Origin of the sequence: Vibrio gallaecicus, assembly GCF_024347495.1 — a bacterium.
Taxonomy (GTDB): domain Bacteria; phylum Pseudomonadota; class Gammaproteobacteria; order Enterobacterales; family Vibrionaceae; genus Vibrio; species Vibrio gallaecicus.
Genome location: NZ_AP025490.1, coordinates 2,385,162 through 2,409,510 on the forward strand (window position 1 = coordinate 2,385,162; position 24,349 = coordinate 2,409,510).

Genomic DNA, 24,349 nt, shown 5'->3' on the forward strand with positions numbered 1-24,349 from the left:
AACACTTTTCACATGATTTTATTAGATTGTCTGCTTACGCACTTTCTAGCTCTGCTAACTTAGCTTCATTCTCTTCACGTAATACGCGGCGAAGAATTTTTCCTACGTTTGTTTTAGGTAACTCTTCTTTGAACTCAACAAGTTTAGGAACTTTATAGCCAGTTAAATGCTCACGACAATGGGTAATGATTTCATCTTTCGTTAGGCTAGGATCACGCTTCACTACGTAAATTTTAACAAGCTCACCAGACACATCATTATCTTGACCTATCGCAGCCACTTCTAACACTTTCCCATGAAGAGCAACCACATCTTCTACTTCATTCGGGTAAACATTAAAGCCTGAAACTAAAATCATATCTTTCTTACGGTCAACAATGTGTAATAAGCCTTCGTCATCAAACTTAACTATGTCACCTGTTGATAACCAACCTTCTTGATTGATCACTTCTTTTGTTGCTTCCGGTCTCTGCCAGTATCCTTGCATCACTTGAGGGCCACGTACTTGCAATTCACCGACTTGATCATTCGATACTGGGTGACCTTCATCATCAATAATACGAACTTCTGTAGAAGGTACAGGCAAGCCAATAGCACCCGTGTAGTCTTTCAGATCGTATGGGTTCCCGGTTACTAGAGGTGCACATTCAGTTAAGCCATAGCCTTCCAGTAAATGAATACCTGTCGCTTTCTTCCACTGTTCCGCAACTGCACGTTGAACTGCCATACCGCCACCTACAGATAGGCGAAGGTTGCTAAAATCAAGTTCATGGAAATCTTCATTATTGACCAGTGCATTAAACAGCGTATTTACGCCTGTAATAGCGGTAAAGTCATGCTTTTGTAGTTCTTTAATGAACGCTGGAATATCTCTTGGGTTAGTAATCAATAAGTTTTGACCACCAATTTCAACGAATAATAGGCAGTTCACCGTAAGAGCAAATACGTGATAAAGCGGCAATGCCGTAACTACCAACTCTCGACCTTCTTCAAGTACAGGACCATAAGCCCCTTTCGCTTGAAGTACATTCGCAATCATATTTCTGTGAGTAAGAATCGCCCCTTTCGCTACACCCGTTGTACCGCCAGTGTATTGAAGGAAAGCAATATCATCTCCCGACATAAACGGTTTTACATATTGAAGGCGTCGACCTTTATGCAGTGCTTTTCTAAAAGAGATAGCGCCTGGAAGATCATACTTTGGCACCATACCTTTCACGTATTTGACAACGAAGTCGACAATCGTGCCTTTCGCACGAGGTAGCATCTGACCTAGGCTAGTCAATACCACGTGTTTAACTGGTGTGTTATCGACGACTTTTTCTAGCGTGCTAGCAAAGTTAGAAACGATAACGATAGCTTTAGCGCCAGAATCATTCAGCTGGTGCTCTAATTCACGAGGGGTATACAGAGGGTTCACGTTAACCGCGATCATACCTGCACGTAATACACCAAATAAGGCAATTGGGTATTGAAGCAAGTTAGGCATCATCAACGCAACTCGATCACCTTTTTTAAGCTTCAAGTCATTTTGCAAGTAAGCGGCAAAAGCACGGCTGCGCTCTTCTAACTTACGGAATGTCATGACTGAACCCATATTCATAAATGCAGGTTGGTCTGCATATTTCTGAACAGATTGCTCAAACATTTCAACAAGAGATGCGTATTGATCTGGGTTGATCGTTTCTGGTACGTCACTTGGGTAGCGTGAAAGCCAAGGTTTATCCACGATGTTACTCCTCGTAATAAGCTGACGACCATAACCGCCGCTATTTTTATATGCGGAGTATTACAGCACAGCTTTAGTGCTTGAGCACTAAAAGGCTCAAACACTTGTTTAAATTTTGTTAACTACACCAAAGATTAGTTCAGATACAGCTATAGGATTCTCTAAATGGCAATGATGACCGCCGGGGATTCTCTCTATTCTTAGGTCACTATCGGCTAACTTGTAGCGATTGTGTTGTAAATGACGAAAACCGTTATTGCCTAATATAATTAGTTGCGGGCAAACAATAGATGCCATGATCGCATCCGAATGTTCTTGAGACATTCGGTAGAGAGAGTCACACTTTAAATTTGGGTCATATCGCCACTGCCATATACCTTCACGATTAACTACTCCTCTTACAACAATAGGAGCAATGAGTTCCGGTTTAATATGGTTAGTGATTGATCTTAGCTTTATTGCGTCCTCAATACTTGCCAAAGGACGTGAAGGTTTTCTGCGATGCCGCTGTCGGCTCAACACCCCATTTCTCAACCGAGAAACTGTTTGCTCAGGTGCTTCAGAAAGAGGTCCATGACCTTCAATTTGAACTAATCCTGATACATTTTCAGGAAAGGCGGCACTATAACAACTTGCGATTAATGCACCAAGCGAATGTCCTATCAGAACCAATCTGTTTGCTGAGATTTTAGACAATACTTGGTGTAAGTCATCGATGTAGTCATGAAAAGGGTAAAAAGCCTGAGGTTTATGAGAAGAGAGCCCATGACCCAAAAGATCAATTGCAACCAAGTGTCCTTCTGGGTATAAAGCTGATAATTCTTCCATTACGGTAGAAAAGCTTGAAGAGTTATCTAGCCAACCATGAATAAAAACGACCGTCACTACGGCCGTTTCAGGGTTTCCTAGCTCTTGTGCCGCAAGAGTCCCACTTGCGAGGGAATACGATTTTTCAATCATCGCTTAGATAAAGCCCTAATGTTAATTTGTATAATGTCTATTCAAGGTCTTTCACAACTCGACCTTGAGTTGGCATAGTTCTGAAATTTCGGCAATGTAAACTGCTGCAAGAGTAATAAGTTGGACCAAAATCGTTAACCACCACTCTCTCTGTAATTTGCCATAAACGATGATTGTAAATGTCCATGACGGGGAAGGTATAAGGGAACTCACCAATGTTGCCATCTTCTGTACCTGTTGATGTACCAACCAGCGTAATTAGTCGCCCTTCAGCAAAACTTAAAGGTTCAAGATACCCGTCGATGTAACCAACAAAACGTCCACTAGGCTCAGCGTTGATGTCTGGCTTTCCATCCTTTGATATTGGTAAATTTACCACTTCAATTCGAGTTTTATTCTCTAAGTTTGTGATTTTTGCAATCACACCACCTAATCGAATATCACTTGCTTCTGGTAGCTGATTAACCCACTCCTGATAATCTGTGATCACAGCTTCAGAGTTCGCCTCTAGTTCAGTTGGCAGCGTAGAGCATCCCATCACCAAAGCAGAAAATAGAATAAGAAAAATAAAACGAAACTTAGGAAATAGAGAAAACATGATGTGCATCCTTAAAGCAGGAGAAAAGAAAATTCAGCGTTAGATATAGATATCGACTCCGATAAGCTTGGCAAGTTCCTCTTTTTTAGCTTGATTCATCACATCCATATACTCTTCCATCGCTCGGCGAGCTCGTCCTTCTGGAAGATCATATTGAAGTTGGGCTTTATGAATATCAGACTCTTGGACATGACGAATAGAGTGAGAGACAGCATTAGCAACTTTTGTGGGTTGCCCTACAGACCCTTTATTATCACCCTTCTTGACTTCATTCTTCTTATTGGTTCGATTGGTCTTTTGAGTATTGCCTATCGAAGAAGGGGGTAATCCATTAATCGAAACCATGATAGCCTCCGAATTTGATGATTAACCTGAACACGTCATCAGGTTAATCATACTCTGCGATAAATAAACATTTCATTAATGACTTAAGCTGCTAACGTAACTCACAACGGCTTAAACAGATTGTCATTAAGTTAGCCTGAAAGGTTTACTCACGACCTGGTAGTTTTTTCCAAGCAACTTTATCACGTAGATAAACTGGTGCAGATTGCTCAGCTTCTACCACTTTGCCTTCAGCAAAAGCAAATTGAGCAAGAAAAGCAATGTCTTGTGCTTCTGGGAATAACACATCGCTCTCTTTACTATGTAGATCAATGGTATCCATATGCTCAGCATACGCTTCCCATCCAGTTCCCACTTTAGACCATGTCTGCTCATCTCGTTGAACTTGCTCAACTAAATCGCTTGGCGCAATAACACATTCAGCATCAAAAGCTGCCCAGCTTCCGTCTTGCTCTCGGCTATAACGTCCCCAGTAAACTTCACTCATACGAGCATCAATGGCACTCGCTACATGAGTATCACCTTGCTTACGGTAACAACCTTGTGCCATTGCTGCTAAAGTAGAAATCCCTACCATTGGCAGTTCTGCTCCAAATGCTAAACCTTGAGCAATACCTATACCAATACGGACTCCAGTAAAGCTACCAGGACCTTGACCGAAGGCAATCGCATCGAGTTCGTTTAATGTCATACCGGCTTCTTTCAGTACTTCATCAACCATAGGTAGTATTTTTTTTGTATGGTCACGAGGGGCTACTTCGCTGCGTGCAAACACTTGTTCGCCAACCATCAATGCTACTGAACAGTTTTCAGTAGCGGTATCTACTGCAAGAATTTTTGCGCTCATTAATGTCTCAAATAATCTTTGTTTGGTATTAAGTAATGGCTAAACCCGAATAACGTTTTATTCATCCGTTACTGTTGAATGTTTAGCTAAGAAATCTTTTATGACCCCTAAGTCACGAGTACGCGGTATTGGCGGTAAGCTTGCCAAAAATATGCCTCCGTAAACTCGGGTAACTAAGCGGTTATCACAAATGATCAAAGCACCACGATCTCGTTTATCACGAATTAACCGCCCTACTCCTTGCTTCAATGTAATAACAGCGTCAGGCAACTGAACTTGCGCAAACGGGTCTCCTCCCTTCAGTTTACAGTCCTCAATTCTAGCTTTTAACAAAGGGTCATCAGGAGCCGTAAAGGGTAGCTTATCAATGATAACACAGCTTAACGCGTCGCCCCTAACGTCGATCCCTTCCCAAAAAGCCCCTGTCGCCACCAGCAATGCGTTACCTAATTCCATAAATTCTGCCAACGTTTTTTGCTTACTTGTCTCACCTTGTAGTAACACTGGTACACTTAATGTTTCCCGAAAACGCTCGCCAAGTTCTTTCATCATACTGTGAGAAGTACACAAGAAAAAACAGCGGCCTTGGTTCTGTTCAATTACCGGGGTTAACATTCGCACCAGTTTATCTGCAAGCCCTGGGCTATTGGGTTCTGGTAAATAGCGAGGCACACATAACCGAGCTTGGCTTGGGAAATCAAACGGGCTTGGTAATGAAAACTGGGACTCAGGCTTTAAGCCCAAACGAGAGGTAAAATGATCGAAGTCATCGGAAACAGCTAAAGTAGCCGAAGTGAAAACCCACGCTCCTGGTTTCAGTTGAATTTGCTCATGAAATTTATCTGCTACTGATAGCGGAGTAATATGTAAGGCAAAATGTCTTGGTGTTGTATCGTACCAATAGGAATATCCAGTGATTGAAACGTCACAAACACGTTCAATCCTCGCTTTTATCATATTGGCACGCTCAAAGGCGGTATCTAGAAGTTGGCTGCGACCTAAAGCCAGTTTTAAAACATCGACTGCCAGTTGCAACGCATCCTGGAGACGCAAAAGCTCTCTAGCGATCGATTCAGATTTTAAGGCTTCACGCCAATTTCCACGAAAACCGGTATCACCTAAGACAATCCTCATATCCATTGCTGACTGAATTAATTTATCGCCCACTTTTTGTAACTGACGCATGTCTTTAGCTTCTGTGCGATAAGCAATTTCAATATCTTTTGCGAGTTCTTGTACTTGCCTGCTAGATACCGATTGACCAAAATACTGACTCGCAATGTCTGGCAGCTGATGCGCTTCATCAAAAATAAATACATCGGCTTCTGGGATCAGCTCACCAAATCCCGTTTCTTTTATCGCTAAATCCGCAAGAAATAAGTGATGATTCACTACGACCACATCAGAATCCATGGCTCTTTTACGGGCTTTCAACACAAAGCAGTCCGTGTAACTAGGGCACTCTTTTCCTAAGCAATTATCATTGGTGGAAGTGATGGTTGGAATAATTACGCTGTCTTCAGCTATATCGTCACAATCCCCTAAATCACCAGTTTTTGTACTCGACGACCAAGAGCGAACTTTAACAAGTTGAGCAAGAAGTGTGGGGTCAGAATGCATACCATGGCTTTCAACCATCTGCCGACTTAATCTATCTAAACACAGATAGTTCGATCGCCCTTTTAATAACGCAACCTGACCATAATAGCCAAGTGCATCAACCATTAACGGCAGGTCACGATGGTACAACTGCTCTTGAAGGTTCTTAGAGCCGGTACTTATGATAATTTTTTTACCGCTGAGTAATGCAGGCACAAGGTAAGCGAACGTTTTACCTGTTCCGGTCCCAGCTTCAACCACAAGTTGCCCTTCAGATTGAATTGCTTTTGAAACAGCTTCGGCCATATCCAATTGAGCTTGTCGCGGCTGAAACCCTGGAATTGCTTTGCCAAGCGCACCATTCGCAGAAAAGGTTTTAGAGATCATAGAGTACGATTTAGAGAGTAGAAAGAAGAGGAATTATGTCAGGTTTAGTGAGCCGGCGCGAATCAAGAATGACTTCGCACCGGGGTGTTCGGGATGTATTGCGGGAAACTTAATACAAGTTATTTACGGTTAAGGTAACGAGATAACCAAGGAGCTGCGCCGAAACCGTCATCTGATGGCTGCATGGCTTTAGCTGCTTCTGTTGGTGAGGCTTTGCTTTCCCACATTTCAGCCAGAACATCATCGTCCATTTGCTCATCACCCAGTAGCGAGCTTACTCGTTCGCAATACAGTTTTTTTGCTAGTAACTCTTTATCCATAAATACCACCTTGGTTAACGCTATAGCTAAGCAGCTATAAGTACAAATCGACCATCGAAGAAAATTTATTAATCTATAAAATACATGGTAGATTTTGTTGAAAGCAAAATAATGATAGATTAATTGTAGCTCTGATATTGCGGCTTAGCTCACCGTTCGGCGGGTCGATATTTAATTCAGAGAATAAAAAAAATATTTCATGGAAGTAGGATGCAAATGGAAAAGAAAACACTGCTAACACACTGTACCGATGCCCCAGGCCTAATCTCAAAAATAACGAATATTTGTTATAAGCATCAACTAAATATTATTCATAATAATGAATTTGTAGATAACACTAGCGGTCACTTTTTCATGCGTACAGAGCTAGAAGGGTACTTCAATGATGAAACCTTGCTGGCTGATTTAGACCAAGCTTTACCAAGTAATGCTAAACGCACACTTATCGGTTCTTCTCGTAAACGTGTTGTCGTTCTTGTGACAAAAGAAGCGCATTGTCTTGGTGATATTTTAATGAAAAATTTTGATGGCAGCCTAGATGTAGACATCGCTGCCGTTGTAGGTAACTACGACACGCTACAAAGCCTAACCGAGCGTTTTGACATTCCTTATCATCATGTTTCACACGAAGGGTTGAATCGTGAAGAGCATGAGCAGAAGATGCTTGAAGTGATAGACACTTACGAAGCTGACTATTTAGTTCTCGCGAAATATATGCGAGTGCTTACCCCTGGCTTCGTTGAAAGATATAATCATAAAATCATTAACATCCATCACAGTTTCTTGCCTGCATTTATTGGCGCAAAGCCTTACCAACAGGCTTATGAACGAGGGGTGAAGATTATTGGTGCAACGGCTCACTTTGTAACAAACGACCTCGATGAAGGACCGATCATTAAGCAAGATGTAATCCCAGTGGATCATAACTTTAGCGCGAAAGATATGGCACAAGCTGGTCGAGATGTTGAAAAAAATGTTCTAAGTAAAGCACTGAATAAAGTGATTAACGATCACGTTTTTGTATACGGCAATAAAACCGTTATCTTATAAAAGCGCATTGCGTTAAAGCGGTTTTCGTAAAAGCACATTGCGTTTAAAAAAGCACATCACGAATGAAAACGTGTAATAGATAACACTTTAAAGGGTTGGCACAAACGCCAACCCTTTTGTTTTTCAGAAAAGAAAAATTGAGATGAATAGAACTCTCTAGCCTTCCTGCTCAGACTCAACTATTTTCTTCAATGAATGCGGGTGCACTTTGATACAAATCCCCTGATACTTGAAAGCCACCGTAGGGTTGTTTAAGCGCTCACCCTCACCTTTCGGGCTAGATAACTTAATCTTCACGCCTTCTTCAGCGATAGTCTGCATTTTCAACGCAAACATCGGGTAAGTTTCTTTTAAGTCAGCTAAATATTCATCTGCCGTTTGCGCGTGAGATGGGATGACAAACTCGACGTGCTCCCAATCTTGGTTTGGGTAAACTTTGCCTTCTGCTGGATATGGCAGCTCTAAGCATTCAATTTTCCAACCACGGCTTTGTAGTGGTTTATCAAACGCCAATACTACGATTGGACGACCATTGATCATCGCTTCTGAAATAGTAGAGCCATATTTAGACCATGCTTGATGAGCAGCTTTCGCCAATTCAGTTTCGTTAATACGTAGTGCAATATGGTCTGCTTGAGCAAAACTCAAATCCAATCCAAGCTTATTTCCTAAGTCTTCGATCTGCTCCATAAAATCGTCTAAACGTGCGATCATTTGGGTTGGCTCTAATGCCGCTTGCTGTAGGCTCATCATTTATCTCATTGTTCTGCCATTAATCGGCGCATGTTATCAGCTCTACGATTAGCAACAAGAGCCGCTCTCAAAATTCCACGCTTTTAATTATAAATAGCCAGTAACCAAACTGGCTTTAGAAAAAGTCAATTTTCTAGCAATTCGACCTATAAGAAGCTACACAAAATTGGTATGATTACCGCCATTTTTGTGAACTTAAACAGAGTCTGCTGTTAATTTCATCATTAAATCGTTAAGTGAGAACACTAATAGTCGATTCAATGACCACGAAATAACGGCCACTCTTATCATCCTTGAATTGAAGGAAACTCGTGTGAATATCCAAGCACTTATTAATGACAAAGTATCTCAGGCTCTAGAAGCCGCTGGCGCACCTGCAGGCTCTCCTGCTGCTGTTCGCCAATCTGCAAAAGCACAATTTGGTGACTACCAAGCAAACGGCGTAATGGGCGTTGCTAAACGACTAGGCACTAACCCACGAGAATTTGCTCAAAAAGTATTGGACGTTCTAAACCTAGACGGTATCGCTTCTAAAGTTGAAATCGCGGGTCCCGGTTTCCTAAACATCTTCCTAGATGAAGCTTTCCTAGCACAACAAGCTGAAGCAGCTTTAGCCGACTCTCGCCTTGGTGTTGCGACTGCTGAATCACAAACAATTGTGACTGACTACTCAGCACCAAACGTTGCAAAAGAAATGGCTGTTCACCACATTCGTTCAACCGTTATTGGCGATGCGGTAACTCGCACTCTTGAGTTTTTAGGTCACAACGTTATCCGTGCTAACCACATTGGTGATTGGGGTACTCAATTCGGTATGCTTATCGCCAACCTTGAGCGCGTTCAGGCTGAATCAGGTCAAGTTTCAATGGAACTTTCAGACCTTGAAGCTTTCTACCGTGAATCTAAAAAGCTTTACGACGAAGACGAAGAATTTGCAGTTAAGGCTCGTAACTACGTGGTTAAGCTACAAAGTGGTGACGAGTACTGTGCTGAAATGTGGAAGAAGCTTGTCGATATCACAATGGTTCAAAACCAACGTAACTATGAGCGTTTAAACGTATCACTTTCATTGAATGATGTGATGGGTGAAAGCATGTATAACGACATGCTTCCTAAAGTCGTTGCTGATTTAAAAGAGCAAGGTCTTGCTAAAGAAGATGACGGCGCACAGGTTGTATTCCTAGACGAATACAAGAATAAAGATGGCGACCCAATGGGCGTTATCATCCAGAAACGTGACGGCGGTTTCCTTTACACAACAACAGACATTGCGTGTGCAAAATACCGTTATGAAGAGCTAGGCGCAGATCGCGTACTTTACTTCATCGACTCACGTCAGCACCAACACCTAATGCAAGCTTGGACTATCGTTCGTAAAGCTGGATTCATCCCTGAGTCTGTTTCTCTTGAGCACCACGCGTTCGGTATGATGCTAGGTAAAGATGGTAAGCCATTCAAAACTCGTGCAGGCGGTTCTGTAAAACTAACAGACCTACTAGACGAAGCTGAACAGCGCGCTGAAAAACTGATTGAGTCTAAAAACCCAGGCTTAGATTCAGAAGAAAAAACTAAGATTGCTAACACTGTTGCAATGGCGGCAGTTAAATACGCAGACCTTTCTAAGCACCGTACCACTGACTACGTGTTTGACTGGGACAACATGCTTGCATTCGAAGGTAACACAGCACCATACATGCAGTACGCATACACTCGTGTTGCTTCTGTATTTGCTAAAGCTGGTGTTTCTATGGACTCTCTTGAAGGTGACATCAAAATCACTGAAGAGAAAGAGAAAACACTTATCGCGAAACTTCTACAATTTGAAGAAGCGGTACAGTCTGTTGCTCGTGAAGGTCAGCCGCATATTATGTGTAGCTACCTGTTCGAACTTGCCGGTCAATTCTCTAGCTTCTATGAAGCGTGCCCTATCCTAGTAGCAGAAGACGAAACAGTTAAGCAGAGCCGCCTTAAGCTTGCTGCGCTAACAGCGAAGACAATTAAGCAAGGTCTATCGCTTCTAGGCATCGAAACACTAGAGCGTATGTAATTCCAACAGAGTTACTATGATTAAATACAAAGGTTAATGTGAGAGCATCAACCTTTTGTTTTATCTAGCGTATACTGAATTCAAGAAACTGAAATGGATAGTATAATGAGTTTTGAACTTCACCCACAATTAGCAAAAGACACAACACTGATTGGCGAATTTCCGCTGAGCTTAGCATTACTGCACAAAGACAGCGCAGTACCTTGGGTTATCTTGGTGCCTAAACGTGCCAACCTCAAAGAGCTGCATCATTTACCCATGAAAGAGCAGCAGCAATTCCTACATGAATCGCAAGCAGTTAACCAAGCTCTTGAAGCGACATTCCAACCAGATAAATTAAACCTAGGTGCACTAGGCAACATGGTGCCACAACTGCACATTCACCATATTGCTCGCTTCAAAGATGACATTGCATGGCCAGGACCTGTTTGGGGGAATACCAAAGGTGAGCAACGTAGTGAAGAAGATCAACTTACCATTCTGACACGAATTCAAAATGTGTTATCACTGAGCTCAATCTTCAAAAAAGCATAATTTTATCTGCCTTGTTTGTCCTTATAAGGCGACTAGTAAGAAATATTGCTCAGAACGAATAACAAAAAGCCGCACACCTAATTAGATGAGCGGCTTTTTTAATAACCGTACTGTTTGTTAATTTACGATCATGTAAGGCTTGGGATTACATCATTACATTTAGCGACAAGCCATCCTGCTTACTAATAGTATAGCGAATACGTGTAGTGTTCCCATGTTGATTAGTATCCACTAATCGAGAGATTTTACCTTTCTTAACCCACACATTCAGCATTGCATCAACGCCATCTTCACTCATGCCAAATTTAGACGATAGCTCTTTTCGAGCTGCCACACCATGGCTATCAATATAATGATGAAGTTCAGTCAAAATCATACAACTTGCACCTCAAGCGTTTTCTGCTTATTACCAATAGTCTTAAATACACGATAGGTAAGTACAAAACCGCCAGCAATCGCCATCATCCAAATAGCACTACTCACAGGGTGCAGCGCAAAGTTAGCTGCTTGATAGTAAAAAGTCGCACCAAAGTAACCTAAAGCCATCGTCCACACGGCAATAAAACGTGCAAACATTTGACCAAATTCTTTTACATAGGCACCCATTGCGGCTACACATGGGGTATATAACAAGATAAGGATCAAGTAGGCAAAGGCAGCATGACCAGACACGAATTTATCTTTCAAGTTACCAAAAATTGAAGAATCGACCTCTTGATCTTCTGCAACCGCGCCAGAGTCAGTTAAATCACCCACTTCAATTCCAAGAGGGTCTGAGTAACTTAAACCAGCTAAATTTTCAGGTATAGACATAACAGCCTCTTCAAGGCTTGCCGCTAAGTCAAACTCAGCACCATCTTCATCACTAGGCGACGTGTAAAGGCTATTTAATGTACCTACTACGGCTTCTTTGGCGAAAATACCAGTGATGATACCAACCGTTGCTGGCCAGTTTTCTTCAGTGATACCAATTGGTGAAAATACAGGTGTTACAATTTGTGCTGCTCTTGAAAGTACTGAATTTTCACTATCTTCATTACCAAAGCTACCATCCATACCCAGTGAATTTAAAAAGCTCAAAATTGCTACGACCATTACGATGGTTTTACCGGCACCAAGAACAAAACGTTTAAGTTTCTGCCAAGTTTTAATCATGACATTTTGTACAGTTGGTAGTTCATAGTCTGGCATTTCCATGACTAAACTATCACTGCTACCCGGGTATAAAGTACTTTTCAAAAATAGACCGGTAAACACTGCCGCGACGATACCTAAGATATATAACGCAAATACAACGTTTTGCCCCGCTCCTGGGAAAAAAGCTGCAGCAAATAATGCATATACAGGTAAACGAGCTCCACAAGACATAAAGGGTGCCATTGCCGCTGCTAGTTTACGTTCACGTTCTTGGTCTAGCGTTCTTGTTGCCATAATTGAAGGTACATTACAGCCAAAGCCTAAAACTAAAGGAACGAATGCTTTACCCGGTAAGCCAATTTTTTGCATCACTTTATCAAGAACAAAAGCTGCGCGTGCCATATAACCTGAGCTTTCAAGCACTGCTAAGAATAAGTATAACGCAGCAATGACCGGAATAAATGTTGCAACGGTTTGGATACCGCCACCAATACCATCCGCTAAAACTGTCACCAACCAAACAGGTAAATGACCATCAAGAAGGTAATGCCCGCCATCCACTAACAAACTACCGACACCAATATCGAAGAAATCAATAAATGCGCCACCAATGTTGATAGAAAACATGAACATCAGATACATAACAATAAAGAAGAATGGAATACCCACCCACTTGTTGAGAATGAATTGATCTGCTTTCTCAGTAAAATTTCTGCTCAGCTTACCTTCACTGCGGCGAACACGTTTACAAAGATCATGTAAAAAAGTGTACTTAGCATCCGCAACGCACAAATCTATATCGCAGCCAGCGCCCAAGCGTATTTCATCAACAAGTTCTCGTTCTTTCTGAGACAAACTATTTAGAACTAATAAATCATTTTCTAAAGATCGAATAGCCAAAGCACGGTGTGAAACATCAGCATCTGTAAATTGTGTTGAGACTTTTGTAATCAAAGCTTCCATATCACCGGAATACTGAATAGATAAAGGCTCTAAATTGACTTCTTGTACCAAGAGCTTATGTAGCTTTTCTTTGAAGCGACCAGCTTGTGCTTTGTCATTAGCAGAAAGACTAAGCACTGGGCACCCTAGTTCCTTTTCTAATGCCTTCAAATTGATGACTTGGCGCTCACGTTTTAACGCATCCATCTTATTCAAAACAACAATCATTGGGCGACCTAATTCGCGCAATTGAAGTGTCATGTATAAACTTCGCTCTAAACATGTAGCATCAACAACATTAATAATAACGTCTGCGGGGTGAGTTAAAACCGCACGTGAAGCAATGGATTCATCAATACTGTTACTGTCATTACCGCTATCTAAAGCATAGATCCCCGGTAAGTCTGTTAGCTTAAACTGATCACCAGCGTGGCTGTACTGACCAGTTTTCTTTTCAACTGTCACACCAACCCAATTACCAACATGTTGCTTTGCGCCAGTTAACGCATTAAACAAAGTTGTTTTACCACTGTTCGGATTACCTACCGTGAGTACTTGATATTCCATAATTACATTACCTCAATTAACTCAGCGATACTTTGGCGAATAGCGATGGACACACCTCTCACCTCAACTTGCAGAGGATCACCCATAGGCGCTCTGCGAATCAGTTTTATTTCTGTATTAGGGAGTAAACCCATTACCATCAGTTTTTTTCTGACGTCAGAAGTTAAATCCGCAAGGTTTACAACAGAAGCTGTTTTCCCTTGTTCTAGTTGTGAGAGTTTCATGATTGCTACTTACCATTGATAATGAGAAGGATTTTTATTAGCGATAATTTTACAGACATAAAACCTTGCTTTTACTGTGTGAAATCAAAGTTTCCAAAAATAAATACGTAACTTTCGTTAAAAAAACCTCGTCAAAAACGTTATTTTCAACACTAGCAATAAACTAACTAACTAGTACAAAAATAATAATTTTGAATTTAACCATTTAAAAACAGCAAGTTAAAAGATTGTCGCTTTTATCACTATCAATTGTCGTTAATTTTATAAGGAAATTAAGTGGACCAGCATATAGTTATTCCATCGAAGAGAAACTACTTCTCTTTAACATTAATTCCAGAAGTGATGGGCTTGCCTATCACTCCGGCAGCAAGCGAAGGTGTCATTGGCACCCGTGGCATAGTCCCCCCGGCTATGCCACGATATTTTTTTTCATTTCTCTCTTAACTCTCTTAACTCTCTTAACTCTCTTAACTCTCTTAACTCTCTTAACTCTCTTAACTCTCTTAACTCTCTTAACTCTCTTAACTCTCTTAACTCTCTTAACTCTCTTAACTCTCTTAACTCAGTATATCCATACCTGATTCGCAGTAAGCAATAAAAAACCCCAGCATTGGCTGAGGCTTATTTATGGGCTTAATTAGCGTTAGAAAACTAATCGGAATTTTCAGAGAACTTAGAGGGAGACACTCCAAAGTGATGTTTGAATTTCTGACTAAAATAAGAAGGGTCATTAAAGCCTGAATCGAAAGCGACTTCTGATATTTTTCCACCAGCTAATAACCTCTCGCATGCTTTTTCTAAACGTACCTCATTCAGATACTCATTAAATGTTCGCTGATAAGCAGACTTAAAACGTCGCTGAAGGCTTCTTTCTGACATGAATAAACTCTTAGCCGCGGCAGCTGTTCCGAATTCAGGATCAGAATAATGCTCACAAATAAGAAGATAGACTTTATGTTTCCATTCTTCTTCTGGACTCAATTTATCCACTTCAAGATCACTAGCATTAACGTTATCTGTGGTGACTTGCTCAAGAGTGCTTGCCACAACCTTCTGTAGAGTTGAAAAATCAATCCCCCAAGAAAGCCTCACTTTATTTTGAGCTTCAGATGTGAACATCTCAAAATCCCCACCGCTTTGCTTTATTAAGAGCGGCAACTTTTCGATGTTGAGGTCAGGGATAGGGTTAGCCTCATTTTCTAGATGGCTATTTGAGAGCTTGGACAATGAAGAACCATTATCAATGATTGTAATGACTAACTTTTCATTTTCTTCTTCAATCCAAACTTTCATTGTTTGAGATTTGAAGCTGCGTTTTATTATGCTTGATATCAAACTATTGAAAAGTATATCAAGGTTAAAATAGTGCAACTCAATGTGCCTATAGGTCGTGTCTACTTTTATATCTAGATTAATACCAGCTTTAAGTAAATCAGCTTGCCAAGCTTTCAGAACAGATTCAAAAATAAGGATAATGTCGCATCCAAACATTGAGCTGCTTGCTCTTTCAGGGCTATTTTTTAGCTGCTCTAAGCCATTTTTTAAATTAATAATAGGCGTTTGATTGGGGTTACCTTCCCAGCTAGGTAGTTGATGTACAACTTCATTAACCTGTGTCGATAGTGAGTCTGCTACACTTTCTACCAATACATTCTTTACTTGCAGTTGCTTCTTAAGTTGCTGATTAGTTGCTAGTAATATTCGGCTTTGATGCCTTAACTGGTCTGTTTTCAAAGCTACCTGGGCTTTTAACTGTTTATTTGCATAAGTGACAAACCTAGAACGCCAAAAAACACAAATAGTAATAATACCAATAAATAGGAGTAAACTTGCAAAAGCAGCTAAACGCGTGAAATACCAAGGTTCAGATACGGAAAAAGACTGAATAATCGTATCAAAATGGTAATGAGAGTCCTCTATGGGGCGGACTTGTAAGGTATAACTACCTGGCAATAAGTGCTCTAAAGTCAGCAAACCTCCTTCGAATTCAGTCCAAGGCTCTTTCTCACTTAAACGATACTCTAAAGAGTGTATAAACGGTGTTGGAAGGACACCTAATTTAAAGCTGATTGATGTGCCATACGTGAATGGCTCTAATACCACCTGCTTCCCACCTATAGATACGGTTTCTTGATCAACACTTATCCGGCTTAAAAGAACACGACTTTGAGGGGGATTTGAAACAAGCAGCTCTGCCGATAAAGTTTTGATTACACCATGTTTTGAGCCTAATAATAGTGACATCGACTTTTGCCCCTCATCGTAAAATGAAGAGCAAGCTCCTACAGCAATCTCATTAGCGACTAATCCAAAGGGGGCTCCTATATGCCTAAGGAGTTCACCATCTAAGTTGTAATAGCTCAGTCCTTTTGAAGACCCCAACCAAATACCGTTAGTGTCTGATATCAAACAGCGTGGATTAATGTTGTCTTCAACTAATGGCACACCTTCAAGGAAGGAACCTTCAAAAGGCATACGGTACAACCCATAGCTACTGGCAAACCACTGCGAACCATCAGCCGCATTTACAATGTCGACAATATTACCAAAACGTCCACTCGGTTTATTAAACTTTATAGATTCGTTAGAAAAAGTATAAAAACCATGATCGGTACCAATGTATACACTTTCGCTCTCACTGGCTGTTAATTCGGTAATTTTAGCAGGTAGGTATTTGTCCACTAACCAATCTGAACCGTAATTTTTTAATCGTCCGGTGACAAGGTTTAACGCATATAAATCTTGCCCCGATGTCATCCACACCGTCTTATCATGGCTAAAAGCAATATTCTGAATAGTTAAATGACGTAAGTTATTCGGCAACATAACACGTTCAAATGTTAGCTTATCAATTGAAACTAGCCCCGAATCTGTCGCCAACCACATTTTATTTTTATTAAAGTAAAAGTCCGAAACATTGCCCGAATACACTAATTTAGGAGTGCTATTTTCTTCAATAAAGTAAACTCCAGAAGAAGAAGCGACCCAATAACTAGTAGGGGTCTCTACATGCAGTTTGTTCACGATAATATCGCTAGATTGCATTCCTTTCCCTTTCAAAGGAGTTCGGGAAAATGTTTTGCTAAACAGTGAGAAGTACCTAATTCCATTGTTGGTAGCAATCCACATGCCGCCATATGTGTCATTAATTAATGAATAGATTTTCTCTCCGGGTAACGCGAAATCTTCGTTAGGTGATTTTTTAAATCGAGTAATATCTCCAGAAAAAAAATCATAACTGAATAACCCATGCTCAGTTCCCACCCAATAAGCATCCGAAGTTTCAGCAAGCGAAAGAACATGTGACCCACGAACCTTTTTAATTGGCTGATTCCCCTCCCCAACTTTTATTATGATGATACCTTTTAACGTTCCAATAACTAGCTCGCGCCGAGTACTAGAAAAATACAGCTTTTCGACATAATTCTTCCCCGAAGGCGATATATGATTAAATTCATCTTCATTTGATAAGTAAACACCAGAACTTGTTGCTAGCACCCACTTAGATAGCACTTTAATTGCATCATTGATTTGAATATCACTTCGCTTGTTGTGCTGATATAAACTTAAGAGAGAGTAAGTTTCAAACCCTTCAGAATGAACACTGTATGTATAAAAATTCGTATCATCCGTCACCCAAATATAACCATTTGAGGTGCCTATGTTAGTAATCACAGAGCCTGGACTCAAACTGAAGGCTAATGCACTTTCTTGCCCTGGAGTGTGACGATAGACTTCGTTGTCAAAAAAAGTCCAAAATTCACCTTTATGAAAGGCAATATTATCTGAAGAAAAAGGCAGTAAACTTCCTTTCCTTGGTAGTAAATTCACCCCATCATAAAACTGAACTTTGCCATGAACATCATGAATCCATAAGCCGCCTCCTTCACCTAAGTAAAGATTTTTAGCCGCAAGGAAGTTTCCTTGCACCTGAATCGGCAAAGGATAAAAAACAGTTGGAGAAGTATTTAACGCGAAAGCATTAAATGAAGTACTCAGTAATATGAATACTCGAATTAAATAATGGAACAACTTTAAACCCTAAACAGCAAGAAGAATCTATTATGCACTACAATTGATAGCAGACATTTTTTATACTAATAATTATCTAATCATTCTAGCTGAAAATGTTCTAGGAAAAAGCAGGTTTATGAATGCGGAAGTCTTTTTATCTAGGGGATCACGTAAATACCGCAACAAAGCGGTATTTACGACATTTAATACACTTATTTCTTACCTAAACAATCAGTATAGCTTTGAGTAAGTTGTTGAAGAAAATCAAAATAACTACCAGGTTTCACATCAATAGTTGAGCCTACAGGATCCAACTGACCTTTGGTCGCTTGGCTTCCTCTAGTCACTGATGCTATCACCGCTGGGGTAAATTGTGGTTCAGAAAAAACGCATTGAACATTGTCTCGTTTAAGCGTATTTCTGATTGTAATAAGGGTTTTTGCTCCTGGTTTTCGTTCAGGACTAACAGTAAAGTAACCTAAATTATTCAAGCCAAAATCTTCTTCAAAATAGCCATACGCATCATGAAAAACATAATACCCAGTATCTTTTACAGGGTTCAACTGCTCAACAATAGATCGCTTTTTTTCATCTAAATTCGTAATAAACTGGCTTAGATTATCTTCGTATTGACTAGTATTCTCGGGATCAAGTTTAATTAACTCAGAAGAAATATATTGAGCAGCCACTTTCACTTGGTCAATACCTAGCCAAAAATGAGGATCATGGCTTCCATGATCATGCCCTTCGTGGGCATCATGATCTGCGCTTCCAAATTCCCTTAAGTTTAAGTTAGGGATTTGACTAATGGTAAGAACATTACTTTTCCCTTCAAGTACCTTAACAAAAGATGTCTCTAAATCACGACCAAACCAAATAACCATATCAGCTTGTTGGATTTTTTTTACATCAGAAGGCTTCAAAGCATAATCATGTGGTGACGCGTTACTATTCATTAAAACATCAGGCTCACTCACCCCCAGCGTTAATTCTACTACGATCATTTGAATCGGCTTAAAACTAGTCAAGATTGTACTAGCATTCGCTACTGTGGGGAGTAAAAGTGAAGTAACTAAGAGTATAATTGAACGAAACATGGTGCCTCTATAATAGAAAAGTAGCGTAGGTAAGTTTCAAATGTTACATTATAACATTAGTTAATTGCAAATGAGTTCTATTCATGGATACCTTAATCCAATTAGATGCGGTAAGTGTGGAATTTGACGGCCGTAAAGTGCTGGACAATATCTCCCTAGATATCCAACGCGGGCGTATCACAACTTTAATTGGTCCCAATGGTGCTGGTAAATCTACCTTAGTAAAAGTACTACTCGGTCTTCAAAATAAATACCAAGGAAAGATGAGCCGTAAGAATAAGCTTAGAATTGGATATGTTCCTCAAAAGCTGAAACTTAACGATTCGCTACCGTTAAATGTAGAACGTTTTTTAAGATTAACAGGAAAATACAGCCCTCAAGAAATTCTAGAGGCCTTGAGACTCGTTGGCGCGGAGCATCTGCTTAAAAACAATATGCACCAGCTGTCTGGAGGTGAAAACCAACGAGTACTGATCGCTAAGGCATTACTAAAAAGACCTGACCTACTAGTGCTTGATGAACCTGCTCAAGGTGTTGATGTACAAGGGCAAATTGATTTATATGACCTAATAGATACTCTTCGACATCGCTTTGGGTGCGGGGTTTTTATGGTTTCCCACGATTTGCATTTGGTCATGGCTAAAACCGATGATGTAATCTGTTTACATCACCACATTTGTTGTTCAGGCGCACCTGCTGACATCAAACAGCACCCTTCATATATCGCTTTATTTGGTACAGCGGTTCAAGAGAGCTTGGCTTTCTACCACCACCAACATGAACACCATCACCACGACTTGGCAGGTCAACCTGTACCTGGAGATGTGCATGACTGCTCTAACCACAAACACGGACACCATCAATAATGCTTGAGTTTCTTTTACCTTCTATTCTTGCAGGCTTAGGCATCGCTCTTATTGCTGGTCCGCTGGGTTCGTTCGTAGTGTGGCGTAAAATGGCTTACTTCGGTGACACGCTTGCTCACGCGTCTTTGATGGGTCTAGCCCTTGGCTTTTTGTTCAATATTAATTTGTATTTCGCGCTTCTGATTTGCTGCTTAATGCTTGCAGTATTACTCGTAACCTTACAAAAACAAAAATTGGTCGCGACTGATACTTTACTTGGTATATTGGCACACAGCGCGCTTTCTTTGGGTCTTGTCGCAGTTAGCTTCTTAGATAACGTTCGCGTCGACCTAATGAGTTACTTATTTGGCGACTTGCTGGCAGTATCGCCAACGGACTTAGTCTTTATCTATACAGGTGTAGCAGTAATTAGTTTGGTGCTTTTTATATTTTGGCGACCACTATTATCAACGACTGTTAATGAAGATCTGGCTGCAGTTGATGGCATCAATATTGATTTGATGCGTCTTATTCTAATGCTACTTGTAGGAATTGTGATTGCTGTTGGTATGAAGTTTGTTGGTGCGTTGATCATGACATCATTACTGATTATTCCTGCAGCAACTGCAAGGAAGTTCTCGAGCACACCTGAGCAGATGGCATTCCTGGCATCAGTTATCGGCTCTATCGCAGTGTTTGGTGGGTTAAGCCTGTCTTGGTTCTATGACACTCCAGCGGGTCCTTCCGTGGTTATCAGCGCTGCTGCAATGTTTATTCTGTCACAATTGGCTAAAAGCCGCGCTTAGCAATTCGAACTTGTTTCTTGGAAACATAAAAAAGGCTTGGTCAATGACCAAGCCTTTTTATATCGTTCAATTCACTTCTATCTACTCGATAAAAGCCAGCTGATTACCAACCGGTGATTTCACGTAGACCTTTGCCGATGTCAGCAAGAGATTTAACAGTCTTAACGCCTGCAGCTTCTAGTGCTGCGAATTTATCTTCAGCAGTACCTTTACCGCCAGATATAATTGCGCCAGCATGGCCCATACGTTTACCCGGAGGAGCAGTAACACCAGCAATGTAAGAAACAACGGGCTTAGTCACGTTCGCTTTAATGAACTCAGCGGCTTCTTCTTCCGCAGTACCACCGATTTCACCAATCATTACGATTGCTTCAGTTTCTGGATCTTCTTGGAAAAGTTTTAGGATATCAATGAAGTTTGAACCTGGAATAGGGTCACCACCGATACCAACACATGTAGACTGACCAAAGCCTTCATCTGTTGTTTGCTTAACTGCTTCGTAAGTCAGAGTACCTGAACGAGATACGATGCCTACTTTACCCTTCTTGTGGATATGACCAGGCATAATACCAATCTTACACTCATCAGGAGTGATAAGACCTGGACAGTTAGGACCGATCATGCGAACGCCAGTTTCTTCTAGCTTCACTTTAACGTCGATCATATCTGTTGTAGGAATACCTTCAGTAATCGTTACAATCAGCTCGATACCTGCGTCAATAGCTTCTAAGATTGCATCTTTACAGAACGGAGCTGGTACGTAGATAACTGTAGCTGTTGCGCCAGTTACTTCAACCGCTTCACGTACTGTGTTAAATACAGGAAGACCTAGGTGAGTTTGACCACCTTTACCAGGTGATACACCACCGACCATTTGCGTACCGTATGCGATAGCTTGCTCAGAGTGGAATGTACCTTGACCGCCAGTGAAACCCTGACAGATTACTTTAGTGTCTTTGTTAATTAATACAGACATTATTTAGCCTCCGCAGCAGCAACAACTTTCTGAGCAGCATCTGTTAGAGATTCAGCTGCAATGATATCAACGTCAGAATTAGCAAGTACTTCGCGACCTAGGTCTGCGTTTGTACCTTCAAGACGAACAACTACAGGAACTGTTACGCCTACTTCTTTAACCGCACCAATAATACCTTCAGCGATCATGTCACAACGAACGATACCACCGAAGATGTTAACTAGTACTGCTTTAACATTGTCATCAGAAAGGATGATCTTGAATGCTTCAGCTACACGCTCTTTAGTCGCGCCGCCGCCTACATCAAGGAAGTTTGCTGGCTTGCCGCCATGTAGGTTTACGATATCCATCGTACCCATTGCAAGGCCTGCACCGTTAACCATACAGCCAACGTTGCCATCTAGTGCTACGTAGTTCAGTTCCCACTGTGCTGCGTGTGCTTCGCGCTCGTCTTCTTGTGAAGGATCATGCATTTCACGAAGTTTTGGCTGACGGTACATTGCGTTTGAGTCAATGTTGATTTTGCCATCAAGACAAAGAAGATTACCTTCGCCAGTAATTACAAGCGGATTGATTTCTAGTAGAGCTAAGTCGTACTGAGAGAACATTTCACCAAGACCCATAAAAATCTTAACGAACTGTATAATTTGATCGCCAACTAGACCAAGTTTGAACGCAAGTTCACGACCTTGGTAAGCTTGAGGACCTACTAGAGGATCGATCGCTGATTGATGAATCAACTCAGGCGTTTCTTCAGCAATTTTCTCAATGTCCACACCGCCTTCAGTCGACGCCATGAATACAATTTTACGAGTAGCACGGTCAACAACAGCACCTAGGTAAAGTTCATTAGCAATGTTTGATGCTTCTTCAACTAGGATCTTTGTTACAGGTTGACCATTAGCGTCTGTTTGGTAAGTCACTAGGTTTTTACCTAGCCACTTTTGTGCAAACTCTTTAACGCCTTCTTTAGTATCGTGCAATTCAACACCGCCCGCTTTACCGCGACCACCTGCGTGAACCTGACACTTAACGACTTTCTGAGCTGTGCTGATTCGACCCGCGGCTTCAAATGCTTCTTGAGCTGTGTCACATGCGAAGCCTTCTGGTACAGGCAAACCGAATTCTGCAAATAGCTGCTTTGCTTGATATTCATGCAAATTCATTTTGTTATTCCATTTGTTTATCCCTGAAGGGATTTATTATTTCCATCAGACATCAGCTTAACTGCGTCTATTTCGTAGGGTGCTTCTAAAATGCTTATCAAAAATTGATGAGCAATAAATCAGGAGTGAGCTTCCCAATTTATAAAAATGAGAAGCTACAAGGCAGCTTCTCATTCAGTATTACTTTATACGTCTAATAGTAATCGAGCTGGATCTTCTAGAAGTTCTTTAATCGTTACCAAGAAGCCAACTGACTCACGACCATCAATCAAACGGTGGTCATAAGAAAGCGCAAGGTACATCATTGGTAGAATTTCAACTTGACCATTTACTGCCATTGGACGCTCTTGGATTTTGTGCATACCAAGAATTGCCGCTTGAGGCGGGTTAATGATTGGCGTAGACATCAATGAGCCGAAAACACCACCATTAGTGATAGTAAAGTTACCACCAATAAGCTCATCAACGGTTAACTTACCATCGCGGCCTTTAATTGCTAGCTCTTTAATACCTTTCTCGATATCAGCAAAACCAAGCGTGTCACAATCTTTCAGTACAGGAGTTACTAGACCACGAGGTGTAGAAACAGCCATGCTGATGTCGAAGTAGTTATGGTAAACAATGTCAGTTCCATCGATAGAAGCATTTACTTCTGGAAAACGTTTTAGAGCTTCAGTTACCGCTTTCACATAGAAAGACATAAAGCCTAAACGTGTACCGTGGCGTTCTTCAAACTGGTCTTTGTATTGCTTACGAAGATCCATGATTGGCTTCATGTTTACTTCGTTAAACGTTGTTAGCATAGCCGTGCTGTTTTTCGCTTCAAGCAGACGATTAGCTACCGTTTTACGAAGACGAGTCATTGGTACTCGTTTTTGGCTACGAGCCGTCGCTGGCGCTTGAATTGGCTCTTCTTTTGCTGCTGGTGCAGATTTCGCAGCAGCTAAGTGAGCATCAATATCTTCACGGGTAATACGACCGCCAACACCAGTACCTTTAACCTGTGACGCTTCAAGGTTATGTTCACCTAGAAGACGACGAACCGCTGGACTAAGCGCATCGTTACTTTCTTCAGTAAGTGCTGCTTTGTGGCGCTTATCAGGAGATGACTCAGTTTCTTCAGTTGTATCTTTAGTCGGCTCACCTGCAACAGCACCAGGCTTGATTTTAGCAATCAGCTGCTTAGAAAGAACCGTTGCACCTTCTTCTTCAATAATAGCTTCTAGAACACCAGCTTCAGGCGCTGGTACTTCTAGAACTACTTTATCTGTTTCGATATCTACAATGACTTCATCACGAGCTACAGCTTCACCAGGTTTTTTATGCCAAGTTGCAACTGTCGCGTCAGCCACTGATTCAGGTAAATCTGGAACCAGAATTTCAATTGTCATATCTGTATCTTCCTT

21 protein-coding genes are annotated in these 24,349 nt (G+C 41.1%); 5 read left to right on the forward strand and 16 right to left on the reverse strand.

Annotation, left to right across the window (positions count from 1 at the left end; all coding sequences use genetic code 11):
• Nucleotides 1-34: 34 nt before the first annotated feature.
• The 7 genes from fadD to OCU78_RS10235 all read right to left on the reverse strand — a co-directional run bounded on the left by fadD (nucleotide 35) and on the right by OCU78_RS10235 (nucleotide 6,785).
• Nucleotides 35-1,729 (reverse strand): long-chain-fatty-acid--CoA ligase FadD, encoded by a 1,695-nt coding sequence (fadD, locus tag OCU78_RS10205; protein WP_137374725.1) that lies wholly within the window; start codon nucleotides 1,727-1,729, stop codon nucleotides 35-37.
• Nucleotides 1,730-1,837: 108 nt separating this feature from the next.
• Nucleotides 1,838-2,689, reverse strand: coding sequence for an alpha/beta fold hydrolase (locus OCU78_RS10210; protein ID WP_137374726.1), 852 nt, complete (start codon nucleotides 2,687-2,689; stop codon nucleotides 1,838-1,840).
• Nucleotides 2,690-2,726: 37 nt separating this feature from the next.
• Nucleotides 2,727-3,287: a Slp family lipoprotein gene (locus tag OCU78_RS10215; RefSeq protein ID WP_137374727.1), complete on the reverse strand. Its 561-nt coding sequence runs from the start codon at nucleotides 3,285-3,287 to the stop codon at nucleotides 2,727-2,729.
• A gap of 39 nt (nucleotides 3,288-3,326) precedes the next feature.
• Entirely contained in the window at nucleotides 3,327-3,632 is a 306-nt protein-coding gene (locus tag OCU78_RS10220) for a chromosome partitioning protein ParA (RefSeq protein WP_137374728.1), read from the reverse strand.
• Between the two features lie 145 nt (nucleotides 3,633-3,777).
• Nucleotides 3,778-4,479: a tRNA (adenosine(37)-N6)-threonylcarbamoyltransferase complex dimerization subunit type 1 TsaB gene (gene tsaB, locus OCU78_RS10225; protein WP_137374729.1), complete on the reverse strand. Its 702-nt coding sequence runs from the start codon at nucleotides 4,477-4,479 to the stop codon at nucleotides 3,778-3,780.
• A gap of 57 nt (nucleotides 4,480-4,536) precedes the next feature.
• The gene (locus OCU78_RS10230; protein ID WP_137374730.1) at nucleotides 4,537-6,465 is read right to left on the reverse strand and encodes an ATP-dependent DNA helicase; all 1,929 of its coding nucleotides are present in this window, start codon (nucleotides 6,463-6,465) and stop codon (nucleotides 4,537-4,539) included.
• A 119-nt stretch (nucleotides 6,466-6,584) separates the two neighbouring features.
• Complete coding sequence (locus tag OCU78_RS10235; protein WP_137374731.1) at nucleotides 6,585-6,785, reverse strand: hypothetical protein; 201 nt, start codon at nucleotides 6,783-6,785, stop codon at nucleotides 6,585-6,587.
• Nucleotides 6,786-7,001: 216 nt separating this feature from the next.
• Here OCU78_RS10235 and purU point away from each other — a divergent pair, with 216 nt between their 5' ends.
• Nucleotides 7,002-7,835, forward strand: coding sequence for a formyltetrahydrofolate deformylase (purU, locus tag OCU78_RS10240; protein ID WP_137374732.1), 834 nt, complete (start codon nucleotides 7,002-7,004; stop codon nucleotides 7,833-7,835).
• Nucleotides 7,836-7,991: 156 nt separating this feature from the next.
• On the opposite strand, the gene OCU78_RS10245 is transcribed toward purU, so the two are convergent.
• Nucleotides 7,992-8,588, reverse strand: coding sequence for a VOC family protein (locus OCU78_RS10245; protein ID WP_373367630.1), 597 nt, complete (start codon nucleotides 8,586-8,588; stop codon nucleotides 7,992-7,994).
• A 313-nt stretch (nucleotides 8,589-8,901) separates the two neighbouring features.
• Between OCU78_RS10245 and argS the strand changes: the two genes are divergently transcribed.
• Complete coding sequence (argS, locus tag OCU78_RS10250; RefSeq protein WP_137374733.1) at nucleotides 8,902-10,635, forward strand: arginine--tRNA ligase; 1,734 nt, start codon at nucleotides 8,902-8,904, stop codon at nucleotides 10,633-10,635.
• 105 nt (nucleotides 10,636-10,740) lie between these two features.
• A complete protein-coding gene (locus OCU78_RS10255; protein WP_137374734.1) occupies nucleotides 10,741-11,169 on the forward strand; it encodes an HIT family protein in 429 nt (142 codons plus the stop codon).
• Between the two features lie 145 nt (nucleotides 11,170-11,314).
• Here the strand turns inward: OCU78_RS10255 and OCU78_RS10260 are convergent, their stop codons facing one another.
• From OCU78_RS10260 to znuA, 5 genes are all read right to left on the reverse strand, one after another.
• On the reverse strand, nucleotides 11,315-11,545 hold the full coding sequence (locus OCU78_RS10260) for a FeoC-like transcriptional regulator (protein ID WP_137374735.1): 231 nt from the start codon (nucleotides 11,543-11,545) through the stop codon (nucleotides 11,315-11,317).
• Nucleotides 11,542-13,815 carry a Fe(2+) transporter permease subunit FeoB gene (gene feoB, locus OCU78_RS10265; RefSeq protein ID WP_137374736.1) on the reverse strand — a complete coding sequence of 758 codons (2,274 nt, stop codon included), beginning with the start codon at nucleotides 13,813-13,815 and terminating at the stop codon, nucleotides 11,542-11,544. The genes OCU78_RS10260 and feoB overlap by 4 nt, the downstream gene beginning before the upstream one ends.
• 2 nt (nucleotides 13,816-13,817) lie before the next feature.
• Nucleotides 13,818-14,039, reverse strand: coding sequence for a FeoA family protein (locus OCU78_RS10270; protein WP_137374737.1), 222 nt, complete (start codon nucleotides 14,037-14,039; stop codon nucleotides 13,818-13,820).
• A gap of 651 nt (nucleotides 14,040-14,690) precedes the next feature.
• Entirely contained in the window at nucleotides 14,691-18,038 is a 3,348-nt protein-coding gene (locus OCU78_RS10275; protein ID WP_137374798.1) for a helix-turn-helix domain-containing protein, read from the reverse strand.
• 227 nt (nucleotides 18,039-18,265) lie between these two features.
• Nucleotides 18,266-19,150 (reverse strand): zinc ABC transporter substrate-binding protein ZnuA, encoded by an 885-nt coding sequence (gene znuA, locus OCU78_RS10280; protein ID WP_137374738.1) that lies wholly within the window; start codon nucleotides 19,148-19,150, stop codon nucleotides 18,266-18,268.
• 83 nt (nucleotides 19,151-19,233) lie between these two features.
• Between znuA and znuC the strand changes: the two genes are divergently transcribed.
• Both znuC and znuB read left to right on the forward strand, forming a co-directional pair.
• Nucleotides 19,234-20,016, forward strand: a complete 783-nt coding sequence (gene znuC, locus OCU78_RS10285; RefSeq protein WP_137374739.1) for a zinc ABC transporter ATP-binding protein ZnuC — start codon at nucleotides 19,234-19,236, stop codon at nucleotides 20,014-20,016.
• On the forward strand, nucleotides 20,016-20,801 hold the full coding sequence (gene znuB, locus OCU78_RS10290; protein WP_137374740.1) for a zinc ABC transporter permease subunit ZnuB: 786 nt from the start codon (nucleotides 20,016-20,018) through the stop codon (nucleotides 20,799-20,801). Before znuC ends, znuB begins: the two co-directional genes overlap by 1 nt.
• A gap of 103 nt (nucleotides 20,802-20,904) precedes the next feature.
• On the opposite strand, the gene sucD is transcribed toward znuB, so the two are convergent.
• The 3 genes from sucD to odhB all read right to left on the reverse strand — a co-directional run bounded on the left by sucD (nucleotide 20,905) and on the right by odhB (nucleotide 24,334).
• Nucleotides 20,905-21,777: a succinate--CoA ligase subunit alpha gene (gene sucD / locus OCU78_RS10295; RefSeq protein WP_137374741.1), complete on the reverse strand. Its 873-nt coding sequence runs from the start codon at nucleotides 21,775-21,777 to the stop codon at nucleotides 20,905-20,907.
• The gene (gene sucC / locus OCU78_RS10300; RefSeq protein ID WP_137374742.1) at nucleotides 21,777-22,943 is read right to left on the reverse strand and encodes an ADP-forming succinate--CoA ligase subunit beta; all 1,167 of its coding nucleotides are present in this window, start codon (nucleotides 22,941-22,943) and stop codon (nucleotides 21,777-21,779) included. The genes sucD and sucC overlap by 1 nt, the downstream gene beginning before the upstream one ends.
• A gap of 185 nt (nucleotides 22,944-23,128) precedes the next feature.
• A complete protein-coding gene (gene odhB, locus OCU78_RS10305; RefSeq protein ID WP_137374743.1) occupies nucleotides 23,129-24,334 on the reverse strand; it encodes a 2-oxoglutarate dehydrogenase complex dihydrolipoyllysine-residue succinyltransferase in 1,206 nt (401 codons plus the stop codon).
• Between the last annotated feature and the right edge of the window lie 15 nt (nucleotides 24,335-24,349).

Bases quoted from the DNA above. Each gene is read 5' to 3' on its own strand.
- OCU78_RS10230 (WP_137374730.1), bottom strand. From the start codon at position 6,465: ATGATCTCTAAAACCTTTTCTGCGAATGGTGCGCTTGGCAAAGCAATT.
- OCU78_RS10270 (WP_137374737.1), bottom strand. From the start codon at position 14,039: ATGAAACTCTCACAACTAGAACAAGGGAAAACAGCTTCTGTTGTAAAC.
- purU (WP_137374732.1), top strand. From the start codon at position 7,002: ATGGAAAAGAAAACACTGCTAACACACTGTACCGATGCCCCAGGCCTA.
- znuC (WP_137374739.1), top strand. From the start codon at position 19,234: ATGGATACCTTAATCCAATTAGATGCGGTAAGTGTGGAATTTGACGGC.
- znuA (WP_137374738.1), bottom strand. From the start codon at position 19,150: ATGTTTCGTTCAATTATACTCTTAGTTACTTCACTTTTACTCCCCACA.
- OCU78_RS10215 (WP_137374727.1), bottom strand. From the start codon at position 3,287: ATGTTTTCTCTATTTCCTAAGTTTCGTTTTATTTTTCTTATTCTATTT.
- OCU78_RS10245 (WP_373367630.1), bottom strand. From the start codon at position 8,588: ATGATGAGCCTACAGCAAGCGGCATTAGAGCCAACCCAAATGATCGCA.
- odhB (WP_137374743.1), bottom strand. From the start codon at position 24,334: ATGACAATTGAAATTCTGGTTCCAGATTTACCTGAATCAGTGGCTGAC.
- znuB (WP_137374740.1), top strand. From the start codon at position 20,016: ATGCTTGAGTTTCTTTTACCTTCTATTCTTGCAGGCTTAGGCATCGCT.
- OCU78_RS10210 (WP_137374726.1), bottom strand. From the start codon at position 2,689: ATGATTGAAAAATCGTATTCCCTCGCAAGTGGGACTCTTGCGGCACAA.
- OCU78_RS10255 (WP_137374734.1), top strand. From the start codon at position 10,741: ATGAGTTTTGAACTTCACCCACAATTAGCAAAAGACACAACACTGATT.
- sucC (WP_137374742.1), bottom strand. From the start codon at position 22,943: ATGAATTTGCATGAATATCAAGCAAAGCAGCTATTTGCAGAATTCGGT.
- feoB (WP_137374736.1), bottom strand. From the start codon at position 13,815: ATGGAATATCAAGTACTCACGGTAGGTAATCCGAACAGTGGTAAAACA.
- sucD (WP_137374741.1), bottom strand. From the start codon at position 21,777: ATGTCTGTATTAATTAACAAAGACACTAAAGTAATCTGTCAGGGTTTC.
- OCU78_RS10235 (WP_137374731.1), bottom strand. From the start codon at position 6,785: ATGGATAAAGAGTTACTAGCAAAAAAACTGTATTGCGAACGAGTAAGC.
- OCU78_RS10260 (WP_137374735.1), bottom strand. From the start codon at position 11,545: ATGATTTTGACTGAACTTCATCATTATATTGATAGCCATGGTGTGGCA.
- tsaB (WP_137374729.1), bottom strand. From the start codon at position 4,479: ATGAGCGCAAAAATTCTTGCAGTAGATACCGCTACTGAAAACTGTTCA.
- OCU78_RS10220 (WP_137374728.1), bottom strand. From the start codon at position 3,632: ATGGTTTCGATTAATGGATTACCCCCTTCTTCGATAGGCAATACTCAA.